At 57.7% G+C, this 14,311-nt stretch carries 13 protein-coding genes and 1 pseudogene; 9 read left to right on the forward strand and 5 right to left on the reverse strand.

The features are described 5' to 3' along the window. Window positions 1-11 precede the first annotated feature (11 nt). A complete protein-coding gene (locus AC1Z24_RS27235; protein ID WP_336347151.1) occupies window positions 12-947 on the forward strand; it encodes a restriction endonuclease in 936 nt (311 codons plus the stop codon). A gap of 318 nt (window positions 948-1,265) precedes the next feature. Here AC1Z24_RS27235 and AC1Z24_RS27240 read toward each other — a convergent pair whose 3' ends face one another. Next, window positions 1,266-2,036 carry a response regulator transcription factor gene (locus tag AC1Z24_RS27240; RefSeq protein ID WP_483743456.1) on the reverse strand — a complete coding sequence of 257 codons (771 nt, stop codon included), beginning with the start codon at window positions 2,034-2,036 and terminating at the stop codon, window positions 1,266-1,268. Beyond that, a complete protein-coding gene (locus AC1Z24_RS27245) occupies window positions 2,033-3,295 on the reverse strand; it encodes a GAF domain-containing sensor histidine kinase (protein WP_483743457.1) in 1,263 nt (420 codons plus the stop codon). The genes AC1Z24_RS27240 and AC1Z24_RS27245 overlap by 4 nt, the downstream gene beginning before the upstream one ends. Before the next feature lie 279 nt (window positions 3,296-3,574). On the opposite strand from AC1Z24_RS27245, the gene AC1Z24_RS27250 reads away from it, so the two are divergent. The 6 genes and pseudogenes from AC1Z24_RS27250 to AC1Z24_RS27275 form a co-directional block, all read left to right on the forward strand. Continuing rightward, on the forward strand, window positions 3,575-4,597 hold the full coding sequence (locus AC1Z24_RS27250) for a substrate-binding domain-containing protein (RefSeq protein WP_483743458.1): 1,023 nt from the start codon (window positions 3,575-3,577) through the stop codon (window positions 4,595-4,597). A 46-nt stretch (window positions 4,598-4,643) separates the two neighbouring features. Then, window positions 4,644-6,098 carry a sugar ABC transporter ATP-binding protein gene (locus tag AC1Z24_RS27255; protein WP_483743459.1) on the forward strand — a complete coding sequence of 485 codons (1,455 nt, stop codon included), beginning with the start codon at window positions 4,644-4,646 and terminating at the stop codon, window positions 6,096-6,098. Next, a complete protein-coding gene (locus tag AC1Z24_RS27260) occupies window positions 6,095-7,081 on the forward strand; it encodes an ABC transporter permease (protein ID WP_483743460.1) in 987 nt (328 codons plus the stop codon). The genes AC1Z24_RS27255 and AC1Z24_RS27260 overlap by 4 nt, the downstream gene beginning before the upstream one ends. Further along, entirely contained in the window at window positions 7,078-8,040 is a 963-nt protein-coding gene (locus AC1Z24_RS27265; protein WP_483743461.1) for an ABC transporter permease, read from the forward strand. The genes AC1Z24_RS27260 and AC1Z24_RS27265 overlap by 4 nt, the downstream gene beginning before the upstream one ends. 15 nt (window positions 8,041-8,055) lie before the next feature. Continuing rightward, on the forward strand, window positions 8,056-8,967 hold the full coding sequence (locus tag AC1Z24_RS27270) for an SMP-30/gluconolactonase/LRE family protein (protein ID WP_483743462.1): 912 nt from the start codon (window positions 8,056-8,058) through the stop codon (window positions 8,965-8,967). 88 nt (window positions 8,968-9,055) lie between these two features. Continuing rightward, window positions 9,056-9,502: pseudogene (locus tag AC1Z24_RS27275) on the forward strand (N-acetyltransferase family protein); the annotation flags it as partial. Between the two features lie 167 nt (window positions 9,503-9,669). Here the strand turns inward: AC1Z24_RS27275 and AC1Z24_RS27280 are convergent. Beyond that, window positions 9,670-9,855, reverse strand: a complete 186-nt coding sequence (locus AC1Z24_RS27280; protein ID WP_483743463.1) for a DUF3606 domain-containing protein — start codon at window positions 9,853-9,855, stop codon at window positions 9,670-9,672. Between the two features lie 337 nt (window positions 9,856-10,192). On the opposite strand from AC1Z24_RS27280, the gene AC1Z24_RS27285 reads away from it, so the two are divergent. After that, complete coding sequence (locus AC1Z24_RS27285; RefSeq protein WP_483743464.1) at window positions 10,193-11,818, forward strand: methyl-accepting chemotaxis protein; 1,626 nt, start codon at window positions 10,193-10,195, stop codon at window positions 11,816-11,818. A gap of 234 nt (window positions 11,819-12,052) precedes the next feature. Beyond that, window positions 12,053-12,292 (forward strand): hypothetical protein, encoded by a 240-nt coding sequence (locus tag AC1Z24_RS27290; RefSeq protein ID WP_483743465.1) that lies wholly within the window; start codon window positions 12,053-12,055, stop codon window positions 12,290-12,292. A 60-nt stretch (window positions 12,293-12,352) separates the two neighbouring features. On the opposite strand, the gene AC1Z24_RS27295 is transcribed toward AC1Z24_RS27290, so the two are convergent. Next, complete coding sequence (locus tag AC1Z24_RS27295) at window positions 12,353-13,294, reverse strand: ABC transporter substrate-binding protein (RefSeq protein ID WP_483743466.1); 942 nt, start codon at window positions 13,292-13,294, stop codon at window positions 12,353-12,355. A gap of 30 nt (window positions 13,295-13,324) precedes the next feature. Next, entirely contained in the window at window positions 13,325-14,305 is a 981-nt protein-coding gene (locus tag AC1Z24_RS27300) for an ABC transporter permease subunit (RefSeq protein ID WP_483746724.1), read from the reverse strand. Between the last annotated feature and the right edge of the window lie 6 nt (window positions 14,306-14,311).

The raw sequence follows: 14,311 nt of genomic DNA on the forward strand, positions 1-14,311 counted from the left end.
TAGAAAAAGCCATGACAGTTCCGACCTACGACCAGTTCATCGAGCCCATCCTGCGTTTTCTCGCCGCCCACGCGGAGGGTGCCACCGCGGGCGAGGCCCATGAAGCGGCCTCCGTGATGCTTGGTCTAAGCGAGGAGCAGCGGCAGGAGACCATCGCCAGTGGCCAGGCCACCTACAAGAACCGTTCAGGCTGGGCGCATGATCGGCTGAAGCGCGCCGGTTATTCCAGCAGCGCAAAGCGTGGCTACTGGCAGCTGACCGACACCGGCCGCGCATTCGCTCAGGCCAACCCTGCCCCGTTGAGCGCAGAACAGGTCGAGCATCTAGCTGTGAACTTCATGAGCGTGAAGCTGAAGACAGCGCCGGACGCCGCCTCGCTGGATGAAAACAACGACACGTCAACGCCGATTGTCCAGACCGACCTCGCCACTAGCAGCCCGCAGGAGAGGCTGAACCAAGCCATACTCGAACTGCGTACCAGCGTTGCGGGCGACCTGCTGGACAGCCTGCTGCAAGCGAGCCCGACGCGCTTCGAGCACATCGTACTCGACGTGCTGCACAGCCTTGGCTACGGTGCAAACCGTCAGGCGCTGCAACAAGTCGGCGGCGGTGGCGATGGCGGCATTGACGGAGTGATCTCGCTGGACGCGCTGGGGCTGGAGAAGGTCTACGTGCAGGCAAAGCGCTGGCAGAGCACCGTCGGCCGCCCCGACCTGCAGGCGTTTTATGGCGCCCTGGCCGGGCAGAAAGCCAAACGCGGTGTATTCATCACCACTTCCGGCTTCACCGCCCAGGCCGTTGACTTCGCACGATCGGTCGAGGGGCTGGTACTGGTCGATGGCAAACGCTTAGTCAATCTGATGCTCGACCACGATGTGGGCATTAGCTCGCAGATTTACAAAGTCCCCAGGCTCGACAGCGATTACTTTGACGAGTCGCTCGGCTGAGTTCAAAAAGCACCATTCCATCGAAAGCCAGATCCACTAGCATTCCATTTGGTATTCCAAGCCATTTATCTGATTGATTATTGCCCAACAAAAACAGACAACTACGGCATATTTTCAGCTCCCCCCGGCCCACCATTTCATCATCTAAAGACATCCAAGGACGTCTTTTCTTGTGCCCGAAATCCAGCAAATACAAGGGTTTCAGCTCCGACCGGGTCCATGGCATCCGAGCTCATCCTGCAATTCGTGTATTAACAGCCATGGCATCGCGCTAATAAATAAATAGATAACCACAGCCAATGGCCACAACCCACTGAATTACGCCCCCCCTCCCCCACTACCCACCATTGGAGAGTAGCCATGCCGAGGATCATTGATCCACTGCTGTAACTCGGCCTCGGCCTGTTCCAGGGCGTTGCGATTGAGCAGTTTGCGCAGCAGCGCGATGCTGACGGCCCGTGCTCTGAGGTTGAACGCGTGGCTACTGCATTGGGGGTCGGTGGGTTGGTAGACGCCCAGCTTTTCGTACAACTGCTGCAAGCGGTTTTGCACGCTGCGCAGCGACAGGCTGCGGCGGCTGGCAATGGCGCGGTCTGTCAGCCCTAATGCGATGTCTTGTAGAACTTCATACTCGGCGTCGGATAAACCCAGCACCTGGTCCTGCGACTTTTGCTGCACACCGCGTATCTCGCGATCAATAACGCATTGCTGTTCGATAAACAGGCTGCGCAATGCCAGCCGCAAGCGCTCCTCAGAGGCGGTCTTGAGCACATAACCATAGGCCGCGCCCTCTGGAACGATGCGCGAGATTCCCCGCACATAGGCTTCATCGGCGTAGTTGGACCAGAACAGAATCGACGTATCGGGCCGGTCTTTCCAGATCGTCTTGGCGGCCTCTACGCCGGTGCGTCTCGGCATCTGCAAATCCATGACTACTGCCGCGACGCTATGCTCATGGGCCAGACGCTCACCTATTTGGCCGTCCTCGGCTTCCAGCAAGCGGGTGCATTCAGGCAACGCCTGCTCAATCACCTCCTTAAGGAATGCGCGATGCACGGGGTCATCTTCTATTAACAAGACATCCATCATAAGGCGTGCTCCGGGTCGATGTGGCGGTCAGGCAATGGCAGGCTGAGGCGAACGTGGGTGCCCTTGCCCTGTGGGCCAGAGTCAATCTGTAGATCGGCGTCAAGCAACTGGGCGCGTATCTGCATGTTCTTGATACCGCCGGTATCCAGCAGATTGTCGCGTTCAAGCCCCAGGCCATCATCAATAATGGACAACAGCAGGTGGCCATCCACGCGGCTGATGTCAATGTCGATGGACTCTGGATAAGCGTGTTTGATTGCGTTATTAACCGCTTCCTGGATGATGCGGAACAGCGCAATTTTTTGTGGTTCCGCCAGTTTGTTGGCTTGCCCGTCGGTGTTGTCGCGCAAGTGTGTGGCAATGTTCAAACCACTGTTGCGCACGCTGCGTAGTAACAGGTCCTCCAGTCCTTCCTCGAAACCGAACAGCTGGAGCACGGTGGGTTTGACCGCGTCGATGATCAGGCGCAGCTCCTGCATGCTCTCTTGCAAGGCCTCGCTGACGGGCTGTAAATCGCGCCCTGACAGCGTATCGACCAACGTAAGGCGAGCGATGCGGCGATGCAGGCGTGTCATGTCGGCCAGCGTCTGATCGTGAAGATCCATACCAATGCGCTGCCGTTCGCTTTCCAATTCTTCGGTCAACCGCAGAGCCCCCAGGCGAAGGCCTTCTTCCCGGGCACGGATTTGGGTCTCGGCAATTGCCAGTTTTTTTGCCTGATCGGTCTGACGCAGTGCGTAGAGGTAGGACGCCAGCAGGTCAGCGACATGCTGGGTATGGTGTACGTCGTCCAGGGTGTAGTAATCGGCGGCATGCTTGGAGCAGCTCAATGCGCCGATGATTTCACCCCGCGCGCGCAATGGTACGTGGAGTCGGCTGCGAAGCTGGGCATCAAAAATCGGGTGATTGAAGGCGTCGGCAAACCGAAAGCGTGGATCGGTCATCGCGTCCTTGCTGAGGATAAACGGCTCTTCCCCCAGCAATACCGTACGCAGAGGGCTTTGCGCTATCGGTAGCGGGTGATTGACGAAGTCGCTCCATGCGGTATGCATCCCGGTTTCATAGGCATGCAGATGGTTTTCCCCATCGAGCAGCAGCAAGCTGACGTCCAGGTGGTCGTGGGGCAGGATGATGCGTATTTCCTCGGAAATCGCGTCAATCATCGATTGAAAATCCAGCTGCCCGGCCAAGGCTCTGGAGATGCCGAGAAAGTGATGGAGCACATCCTCGGGCTGAAACTTTGGTCGTTGCACGGTCATGCACCTTTTATTCTTGTAAGCCCCACCATACGCGCTATCGATGAGCGCTGGCACGCTCTACGCAACGGTAAACAGGTGCCCGCGTGAAGAGCTACGAGACCCCGTACTTGTGTTGCGGGATCACGCACATTAAGTGCGGCGTTGCGCGTAATGTCTGCACTGATGGACACAGACGCTGACGACAAGACAGCGCAGACTGAACCGCGAGCATGCAGTAAACCGGCGAGCACTGATCAATCGGGCCGCCAGACACCCAAAAACAATAACAAAGGTCAATCCATGAAAACTCACCCGTTGCGGTGCGTGCTTCTATCGAGTGCGCTGTTACTGTCTCCCTTCATGCAGGCTCAGGCCGATACGGCCGATAAAACCATCGCCTTATCCAATAACTACGCCGGTAACTCCTGGCGTCAGAACATGCTCGGCAGTTGGAAGCAGACCACCGAGGATGCTGTCAAAAAAGGCATTATCGCCTCGGCAGACTCCTTCACCACCGGTGAGAACCAGCCGACCGAGCAAGCGGCACAAATCCAGAACCTGATCCTGCAGGGCTACAACGCTATCGTCGTCAACGCGGCCTCCCCTACTGCCCTGAACGGCGCCATCAAGCAAGCCTGCGACGCGGGCATCATCGTCGTTTCGTTCGACGGCGTGGTCACCGAACCCTGCGCCTATCGTATTTCCATGGACTTCAAGCAAAGCGGCATCGACCAGATGGACTATCTGGCCAAGCGCTTCCCTGACGGCGCGAACGTCCTCGAAGTTCGGGGGCTGGCGGGCGTCTCTGTGGATGAGCTGATCCATTCCGGGATCATTGCCGGGGCGAAAAAACACCCGAACCTGAAGATCGTCGGTGCAGTCAACGGCAACTGGTCACAGACAGCCGCGCAAAAAGCAGTGGCGGGTATCTTGCCCAGCCTGCCCAAGGTCGATGCTCTGGTGACTCAGGGTGATGACGGTTATGGCGCGGCCCAGGCCTTCGCCGCTGCAGGGCGGCCGACGCCGACGATTATCTTCGGTAACCGCGAAGAAGAGTTGTCGTGGTGGAAGAAGCAAAAAGACGCCAACGGTTATCAGAGTTTTTCGATTTCCAGCGCGCCGAGCATCTCCAGCCTTGCGTTCTGGGTTGCCCAGCAACTGCTCGATGGCAAACAAATGCCTCATGACTTGCTATCGCCAGCGGTCAGCGTGACCCAGGACACCCTCGAAGCCTCGCTCAAGGGTCTTGAAAAGGGCGGGATCGTCAGCCAGGTGTACAGCGTCGATGACGTCGCCAAGCTGAAAAGCCCATCCGCTCAATGACCAACGCATGCCGCGCCTGCGTGCGCGGCAATGCCGAGGAGAAGTCATGACTACCTTTCCACGTGCGCTGGTGACCTTCAAGGATGCCAGCAAATCGTTTGGCGCCGTGCGTGCCCTGAGTAACGTCAACCTGAGTGTGCAGGCCGGTGAGTGCCTGGGGTTGATCGGTCACAATGGTGCAGGCAAATCGACCCTGATGCAGGTTCTGGCGGGCACTCTTGAGGCTGACTGTGGGGTACTGCTGATCGGCGATGAAGACGTGCGTTCCAGCTATAGCGTGCAGGCGGCGCGCCTGCACGGTATTCGCTGTGTGTTTCAGGAGCTGTCGTTGTGCCCCAACCTCAGCGTCGCCGAAAATACCCGGCTGATGTCACCGGCCATTCGTGGATGGGGCTGGCGACGCAAAGCCAAGGCACTGATCGACACGCAGCTTGATGAGATTTTTCCGGGTCACGATATTCAGGCCGACGATATCGTCGCGCAGTTACCGATTGGCAAACGCCAAATGGTCGAGATCGCTCGGGCCTTCGTGCGGGTCGATGAGCGCCTTGACCTGGTGATCCTCGACGAGCCCACATCGTCACTGGACTCGCGCGTTGCCGAACAATTGCTGCATTTCGTCCGGCGCTTCGTCGGGGCTGGCGGCAGTATCGTCCTGATCAGCCATATCCTTGGGGAAATGCTCGACACCTGTGACCGTATCGCGGTGATGCGTGATGGCAGCGTGGTGGAGACTCGTGCAGCGAAAGACTTTACCCATGCCTCGCTTGTGGAGTGCATGGGCAGTGCTGTCAAGGAAACCGCCCAGCAGGAGGTCTTTGTCTCGCGACGTACCCACACGCCCCCTGTGGTCGCTCAGCGCCCGGCCCGTCAGACCAACGCGCTCACCGTCAACGCGCATCCCGGCGAAATCGTTGGCTTGGCCGGGCTTGCCGGGCATGGTCAAAGCCAGTTGCTTATTCAGGTGCTGCGCCAACGTATTGCCAGCGGGCAAGGGGCCGCGCTAGTCGCGGGGGATCGGCAAAGTGACGGCATATTTCCAATGTGGTCGATTGCGCAAAACATCACGATCAGCTCACTGAGCCATCTGAAACGCGGCACCCTGATCGACCCGGACGCAGAGCAGGCCATGGCGCAAGAATGGCAAAAACGCATGGCTATCCGCACACCCGACATGGCTAACCCGATTTTGTCGCTGTCCGGGGGCAATCAGCAAAAAGCGCTGTTCGCCCGTGCACTGGCGTCCCGTAGCGATTTGATCCTGATGGACGACCCCATGCGTGGCGTCGATGTCGGCACCAAGCGTGAGGTTTATTCGATCATCACCGAGGAGGCTGCCAAAGGCCGCACCTTCATCTGGTACACCACTGAGTTGGAAGAGCTCGATTACTGCAACCACATCTATGTTTTTCGTGATGGCCAGGCTGTGCTGGACCTGCCACGCAGTGAACTGAGCGAGGAGCAGATCCTGCGCTGCTCCTTCAAGGAGCAAATGGCATGAATGCATCCACCTCTCTCCCGTCGAAGACAGTCCCCGCAAAGCCCCCCGGATTAAACCGCGCACGCCTGTTGCGTAGCGCATTGCCGGGGGTCTCGCTAACGGTCCTGCTCATCACCATTTTCATCATGCAGCCCAGGGCGATGAGTTACATGGGCATGAACCTGATGCTCAATCTGGCAGTACCGATAGCCTTGGCGACTATCGCGCAGATGCTGATCATCACAGTCAACGACCTTGATCTGTCGATGGGCAGCTTCATCAGCTTCGTGGCCTGCGTTTCGGCAACGTTGCTCAACCAGCAACCGGTACTCGGCTGCCTGGTGTTGCTGGGCTGCATCGCGGTGTATGCCTTGCTGGGTGCGCTGATCCACATACGCAGCTTGCCCTCCATCGTCGTGACCCTGGGCATGTCGTTCATCTGGATGGGCGGTGCTGTGCTGCTGTTGCCGGCGCCAGGCGGCAGTGCGCCGCAATGGCTGCAAAGCCTGGTACGCATCAAGACGCCGTTGCTGCCCTTCGCGATCATCGTCTGTGTGGTCCTGGCGATTGCGGTGCACGTCTTTTTGATGCGTTCCACGCTGGGCGTCGTATTGCGAGGCGCGGGCGGCAACCCGCTGGCAATTGCCAAGGCGGGTTGGTCACTGCTGCGCATCAAAGTGACGATGTACGCGCTGGCCGGTACGTTCGGGGTGTTCTCCGGTCTTTTTCTGGTGGGCCTGACCACCTCCGCCGACGCCAGCATTGCGCTGCGCTACACCCTGCTGTCCATCGCTGGCGTAATCCTTGGCGGCGGTGAGTTTGTCGGTGGCAGGGTTTCGCCCACGGGTGCCGTGCTCGGGGCGCTGACGTTAGTGCTGGCCGGGTCATTGCTGTCTTTCATGCGCATTTCCCCGGACTGGCAGATCGGCGCGCAAGGCGCGATCCTGATTCTGGTCCTGGCGCTGCGCACGTCCGTCAACCGTCTTGAGGCGCACCCACTATGAAGACTGCTCCTTTCTTGAATACAGTCATGGGCAAGCCCTGGTTATGGTCGTTTTTAGCGGCGTTACTGATTTGGATCGCCACCATCGCCTTCACCGGCGGCGAAGGCGCCGGTTCGCTGTTATCAGGCGCACTCAGTTTCTCGGCGTTCTTCGTTATCGTCGGCATCGGTCAGATGTTTGTGATCACGACAGGCCCCGGCAACATTGATTTGTCGATACCGGCCAACATTGCCCTGAGCGGGGCCATCGGGATGAAGTTGATGGACAGCCAGGCCGGTTTGATCTGGCTAGGCGTGCTGGGCGTTTTAGGCGCGGGTGTATTGATTGGTTGCGCCAACTACGCGCTGATCCGGCTGCTGCGCATCCCGCCCATTATTGCCACGTTGTCGGCCAGTTTCCTGTTGCAATCCATGGCGATTGCCTACGGCCGTAGCGTGCGTATCCAGCCGCCAGAGATTTTCTATCAGTTCTGCACAGGTCACATTTTGGGCGTGCCTTATCTGGCAATCAGTGTCGTGTTGTTGGCCGTGGTCATGGGCTACGTGCTGACGCGCAGCCTTTACGGTCGCTGGACCATCGCCATTGGCCAGAACGCCCGTGCAGCAGAACTCGCAGGGGGACGCGTCAACCGTATCCGCTTCGCGACCTACGTACTCAGTGCGGTCTTCGCCAGTGTCTGCGGCCTGCTACTGGCCGGTTTTTCCGGTGGTGCGTCGTTGAGCATGGGCGAGGAGTACCTGCTGGCGTCGATTGCCGTGGTGGTGATCGGCGGGACGTCGGTGGCGGGCGGTTTTTCCAACGTGCCTGGCATCTGGGGCGCGGCGCTGTTTCTCTACCTGCTGGTGAGCATGCTCAACACCTTTGGCGCCAGCGCCGGGGTGCGCCTGATACTCACTGGCCTGATCATCATTGCGGTCATCACCGCCGTCAGTGGCCGCAAAACGGCACGCACTGCCTGAAGCAGGGGTATTTCCATGTTTGAACCTCAGTATGAATACATTGATGAGCGCTTTCGGGCGCTGACCCTGCCCAACACCCAGCTTGAGCGGCTGTACAACCAATGCCGCTGGGCCGAGGGACCGGTCTGGTTCAACGACGGTGGTTACCTGTTGTGGAGTGACATTCCCAATCAACGCATTTTGCGCTGGACCCCAGAGCAAGGCGTCTCGGTGTTTCGTCCCGACTCCAACTTCGCCAACGGCAATACCCGCGATATGCAGGGAAGACTCGTCACCTGTGAGCACGGTACGCGACGCGTGACCCGCACTGAACCGGACGGGTCGATCACGGTGATAGCGGATAGCTTCGAGGGTAAGCGTCTGAACTCACCGAACGACGTAGTGGTTCACCGCGATGGTGCCATCTGGTTCACCGACCCGACCTACGGAATCATGAGCGATTACGAAGGCTTCAAGGCCGAGCCGGAACAGGCGGGGCGAAACGTCTATCGGGTCGATCCGGATACGGCTGAAATTCGCTGCGTGGCTGCGGATTTCGTTCAACCCAACGGGTTGGCGTTTTCGCCAGACGGCAACACCCTGTACGTGGCCGACTCCGCGCGCTCCCACTGCGCCTCAGCCCCCCACCACATCCGTGCGCTGGACGTACTCGACAATTGCCGACTGGGTCGCTCGCGGATATTCGCAGAGATCGAACCCGGGATTCCCGACGGGTTTCGTGTCGATGTGCAAGGGAATGTCTGGACCAGCGCAGGAGATGGCATTCAATGCTTTGCTGCCGATGGGACGTTGCTGGGCAAGATTCTGTTGCCGGAGAAAGTCGCCAACCTGACGTTCGGCGGGCCGCGCCGCAACCGCTTGTTCATCACCGCCAATACCTCGCTGTACATGATTCATGTAGCGGTGGCAGGGGCTCAGATGCCGTAAAACAACGAACGCAGAAAGCGATCAATCGTTCGGTGAAGGCACATTGCGGTGGGCTACGCTGTAATCGTTAACGATTGAGGTTTTCAATATGGAATGTCAGGTTCGCCCCGCAACCAGGGGCGACTCAGCAGCGATTAGCCGTGTAGTGATCGCAGCTCTGCGCGACACAAATGCACGTGATTACTCACCTGACGTTATCGCTCGGGTTGAACGCAGCTTTGCTCCTGAAGCCGTGAGCGCACTGCTCGATAAACGTGAGGTTTTCGTAGCCTTGCGAGGCGAGAATATTACCGGCACTGCAAGCCTCGACGGTGATGTAGTTAGAAGCGTTTTCGTTGATCCTGCGTACCAGGGTGAAGGTATCGGCCGGTCATTGATGGACGTCATTCAAGCTACTGCTGTCAGCGCCGGTGTTGGAGCTTTGCGAGTGCCATCGTCGATTACAGCGCAGAAGTTTTACGCCGCGTTGGGTTATCAAACACTCCGGGACGAATTCCATGGGGCTGAGTGCACAATCATTATGGAAAAAGGCTTGAGGGTTAGTTCAGGTCATTATGAGTTGGGCCGCTCAGAGGATGATGCCGGACTGTTCCAATCCGGCAGCCCCAGACAAGCCCGTTGAGCCCCTCCTCTCGAACAACGAAATCGAGCCCGCACATCCAGATAAAATGAAAAAGCCCGGCACCAGGCCGGGCTTGCTGCTCACGCGTGGTGCATGAGCTTTAAGTGTCGCTTGACTGCGGTAACTGAATCTCCGACTTCTTTGACTGCCGACTTGATCTCAGCCTTGGAAACTCCCAGCTGAGCAGCCCAAAAACCAAGCTCAAAGTTGTCCAGGACGTTGATTCTGATGTCATCAGTCCCTTTTACGTGCTTGCCATGCTCCATGTGACTCTCCGTGTCTTCGTCAGGGTACCGCCTCAGGATAGCGGCTTGGTGCCATGGAGTTGGAGTTTTGTGAAAATTTCGTGATCAGAAATAAGCCCGGTTCTGGGCCGAGCTGTGTGTGATTTTTTCATCTTGGCGATTTCGTGACGCCTGGGTGACCTATCATCTTGTCGAGCTACATCATCCGATGCTTTGACATGCTTTTGACAAAAATAGTACCTCTGGAATAGCCAAATGACATTACAGAGCGTTTGTCATTAAAAATAACGGCAATCCGCTGGATTCACCGTCTTGAAAGGGAAGTCACCTCCACGAAACTCGGCCACCGGAGGCCTGTATGAACCTTAGATCGATCAATCTCGCTCCTAGAGCGGCTATCTGTTTCGGCGTTATCACCACCTTGCTGATTGGCCTCGGGGCCTTTTCTTATGTCCAAATCTTGCACCTCAGGAGCGCAGAGCAAGATATCGAGACCAATTCGCTTCCCAGCATTCAGGTCGTCGATGACATCCAGATCGCCCTGCTCCACGCGCGCCTTGAAAGCGTCCGGATGCTTAACAGCACTGACCCCGAGAGCCACAGGGCCGCCGAAACCAAGGTCAGGGATGCAATCAAGGCACTTAAAGATCGCAGCGAGTATTATCGGCAAAACTTGATATCCGGAGCGCAAGATCAAGCTCAGTTTGGCCAGGCCAATATCGCGATGAATGATTACATCGACGGCCTCAATCAGCTGTTTGAACTTGACGCCTCGGACCACCTAAAAGCAATTGGCTTTTCTAACGCTGAACAGGCAAAAAGAGCCAGTAATTACCAGGAAAAACTTAATGTTATACGAGAGCAAAATGCCAGCGCAGCAGTAAAATCAGGTATAGAAGCTGGAAACATCTACGACCACAGTATTAATGTTTTGATATCGGTACTTGTTATAGCGTCTGCGCTTACAGTATTTATGGCAATCGCTTTTACTCGCAGCATTGTGAGGCCGATGAGCGCCTCGTTAAAACTGGCGGAAGATATCGCTACGGGAGACCTGACGCGCCAGCTCGAAGTCACTGGAACAGATGAAGCCGCTCGCCTTATGCATGCGCTTAATACGATGCTGAATAATCTGCGTGGCACCATCAGGGAAATCTCTGGAGCATCCGACCAACTGAGCACGGCGGCAGTGGAGATGACCTCAATTACCGAAAGTGCAGACCGCACCCTGCAGAAGCAGAACAGTGAAATCGAACAGGCTGCCACGGCAGTCAACGAGATGAGCGCGGCGGTTGAAGAAGTTGCACGTAATGCCACCTCCACTTCTGAAGCAGCGCAGCAGTCCAGCCTGTCGGCAGAGCTGGGTAACAAACGAGTCGCAGAGACGTTGAGTGCAATGCAAAGTCTTACCGGTCTGGTGGAGGTTTCTTCAGGCCAGGTACAAGCGCTGGCCAACCAGGCGCAAGACATCAGCAAGGTGCTCAGTGTCATCAGATCAATCGCCGAGCAAACCAATCTACTGGCATTGAACGCGGCCATTGAGGCCGCACGGGCAGGTGAACAGGGACGCGGGTTTGCAGTCGTTGCAGACGAAGTACGGGCACTCGCGCATCGGACACAAACCTCGACACAGGAAATCGAGGAAATGATTGCGACAATTCAGGCGGGCTCTTCCGCTGCTGTCGAATCCATGCAAAAAAGCACATCCGAGGTCTACAGCACTCGCCAGACCGCAGAGCAAGCGGGTGCATCCTTGCAACAAATCAACGACTCGGTGCTGGAAATCAATGATCGCAATCTTCAGATCGCTACAGCATCGGAAGAACAGGCACATGTGGCTCGCGACGTTGATCGCAGCCTGATCAGCATCCGTGATCTGGCAATCCAGAGCAGTGAAGGGACTCGCCAGACATTGATCGCCAGTAATGAGCTGTCGCGCCTCGCCGTCAACCTGAACGATCTGGTTTTACGCTTCAAAACCTGAGGAGTTGAAGCCGCACGACGGCGGCGTTTTTTTAATCGCTTGAGCTTTCCCGGCAGAGTAACCGGCTGAGGATGTAAGTGATCACCGGTTACCACGGCGAGTCAAAAAGGCACTTGGCTGATATCAGAAGTGCTTTTTTTGTGCCTGAATGCCCATTATTTCTGGTTCACAGCAGCTTTTCAGCGACAATACCAAACCGCTCGCGCCCGGTGCGCGACCATGAGGATACGAAACATGCCGCAAGAAAAGCTTGATCTGTTACGCCTGCAAAAGCCCATCCGCGACGAGATGAACGACCTCCTGCGCGCCCTCAACGCCGCCAGCACCCGCGAAGACCTGGAGGCCGAACGAGCCCTTCAGATCGAGTCGATCCAAGCCCTGGAAAGCACGCGAAAACTGCGCTCGGCCGACGCCGAAGCGCTGTACATCATCTTCGATGACGCAGTAGAAGCGAGACTGGAAAATTTGCCGTAGGACCGCAGAAGGCGGACACCTCCGTGCCCACCCGTTTGCAGTACCCAAGCGATCAAGCCATCAATGTTTACTCGACCACCCGCTATAACCCGCAACGTTGTCCCGTGTGATCAGCTTCGGCGCGAGCAGGGTCACGGCTTCGCTCGGTGCTTTCTCATTGAGCAGGTCATTGCCGATTTTCACTGCGGTCTGGGCCATGGCCCAAGGGTCCTGGCTGGCGCTGGCCTGGATTGACGACTCGGTCTTGAGCGCATTCTCGATATCCGGTGCGCCGTCCACCGAGGTGATGACGATGCCGCTGCGTTTCAGTTGGCGGGCGGCCAGGTCGCTGCCGATGGCTTGGGGGTCGTTGATTGCAAACAGGCCGTCGATTTTAGGGAAACGTGTCAGGTAGCCCTGCATCACGTTCAAGCCGCCTTCACGGGAACCCTTGCCGTCCTGGTCGTCGGACAGCACCTTGATGTCAGGCGCGCCAGCCAGTGCGGCCTTGCAGCCTTTGACCCGGTCGGTGACCGCCGTCACTTGCGGGCCGTTCTGGATGATCACGTTGCCTTTGCCGGCCAGCTTGTCGACGATGAACTGGCAGGCCAGTTTGCCTGCCTCGACGTTGTCGGTCTGCACGGTGGCGTTGACGCCCTTGGCATCGACATCCACCGCCACCACCACTATCCCGGCATCCCGGGCTTTCTTGATGGCCGACGCCATGGCGGAGGGGTCTACGGCGTTGAGCAGGATCAGATCGACCTTGGACGAGATGAAGTTATCGATCTGCGAGAACTGCTTGCTCAGGTCGTAGTCAGCCGACACTGAGGTGACCTTGACCGTCGGATTGAGTGCCTTGGCCTGGGCCGTGGCGCCGTCGGCCAGGGTGACGAAATACGGGTTGCCCAAAGAGCCCATGCTGATGCCCAGGGCTTTGAGTTCGCGGGCCTGCACCGCTTGCGACATCAGCAAGGCCAGGCTCAGGGAGACGACAGCAGGAAAGATACGTTTGACGTTCATGACGATTCTCTTGTGATTATTGTTAGGAAATCAGGTTCGCGTGCCGGACTGGCGATAGCGATCCAGCGCCACGGCACCGATGATCACGATGCCCTTGATGATGTACTGCCAGATATCAGACACCCCCAGCAACACCAGACCATTGGTCAGCACGGCGATGATCAGGGCGCCAATCAAGGTGCCGCCGATGGTGCCGACGCCGCCGACAAAACTGGTGCCGCCCAGGATCACCGCAGCAATAGCATCCAGCTCATAGGACTGGCCCAGTTGCAGGCCATTGGCGGCGAACAGGCGCGAGGCACTCATCACCGCGCCCAGACCCGCCAAAGCGCCGGACATGGCATAGACGAACAGCAGCACCTTCCACACCTTGATCCCGGACAGCCGCGCCGCCTCGGGATTACCGCCCACCGAGTAGATCTGCACGCCCATCACGGTGCGGCGCAGGATGAACCACGACAGCACGACCACGGCTATGGCGATGACCACCAGCCAGGGCACGCCAAGGATCGAGTCATTGCCGATAAAAGCGAAAGGTAGATCCGGATTGAACACGGTTTTGTCGTCCGCCAGTAACCGCGCCAGGCCACGCATGGCGGTCAAGGCGCCGAGGGTGACGATAAATGGCGGCAAACGCAGGAAGGCGATCAGGCCACCATTGACCAGCCCCAGCAACAGGCCAAAGGCGATACCGGCAAAAATCCCCAGCATGCCGAACTGCGGCGACATGGAGGCCTGCAGGGCAACCACGGCCGACGCGGCGAGAATCGCGCCGACCGATAAGTCGATGCCGGCAGTCAGAATGACAAAGGTCATCCCTGCCGCCAGCACCACGTTCACCGAGGCTTGCTGGGTGATGATCGACAGGTTTTGTACCGTGAGAAAGTTCTCGCTGGCCAGGGCGAAACCCACCAGCAACAGGATCAATACCGGCAGCATGCCGACACTGCGCATCAGTTCACGAATACGCTCGCGCCTGGCGACGGTTTCAGGGGTTGCGGGGGTTGCCATGCTCAT

It is taken from the genome of Pseudomonas sp. JL23, from assembly GCF_056933585.1.

Bases quoted from the DNA above. Each gene is read 5' to 3' on its own strand.
- AC1Z24_RS27240 (WP_483743456.1), bottom strand. From the start codon at position 2,036: ATGATGGATGTCTTGTTAATAGAAGATGACCCCGTGCATCGCGCATTC.
- AC1Z24_RS27255 (WP_483743459.1), top strand. From the start codon at position 4,644: ATGACTACCTTTCCACGTGCGCTGGTGACCTTCAAGGATGCCAGCAAA.
- AC1Z24_RS27250 (WP_483743458.1), top strand. From the start codon at position 3,575: ATGAAAACTCACCCGTTGCGGTGCGTGCTTCTATCGAGTGCGCTGTTA.
- AC1Z24_RS27280 (WP_483743463.1), bottom strand. From the start codon at position 9,855: ATGGAGCATGGCAAGCACGTAAAAGGGACTGATGACATCAGAATCAAC.
- AC1Z24_RS27265 (WP_483743461.1), top strand. From the start codon at position 7,078: ATGAAGACTGCTCCTTTCTTGAATACAGTCATGGGCAAGCCCTGGTTA.
- AC1Z24_RS27300 (WP_483746724.1), bottom strand. From the start codon at position 14,305: ATGGCAACCCCCGCAACCCCTGAAACCGTCGCCAGGCGCGAGCGTATT.
- AC1Z24_RS27235 (WP_336347151.1), top strand. From the start codon at position 12: ATGACAGTTCCGACCTACGACCAGTTCATCGAGCCCATCCTGCGTTTT.
- AC1Z24_RS27290 (WP_483743465.1), top strand. From the start codon at position 12,053: ATGCCGCAAGAAAAGCTTGATCTGTTACGCCTGCAAAAGCCCATCCGC.
- AC1Z24_RS27245 (WP_483743457.1), bottom strand. From the start codon at position 3,295: ATGACCGTGCAACGACCAAAGTTTCAGCCCGAGGATGTGCTCCATCAC.
- AC1Z24_RS27260 (WP_483743460.1), top strand. From the start codon at position 6,095: ATGAATGCATCCACCTCTCTCCCGTCGAAGACAGTCCCCGCAAAGCCC.
- AC1Z24_RS27285 (WP_483743464.1), top strand. From the start codon at position 10,193: ATGAACCTTAGATCGATCAATCTCGCTCCTAGAGCGGCTATCTGTTTC.
- AC1Z24_RS27295 (WP_483743466.1), bottom strand. From the start codon at position 13,294: ATGAACGTCAAACGTATCTTTCCTGCTGTCGTCTCCCTGAGCCTGGCC.
- AC1Z24_RS27270 (WP_483743462.1), top strand. From the start codon at position 8,056: ATGTTTGAACCTCAGTATGAATACATTGATGAGCGCTTTCGGGCGCTG.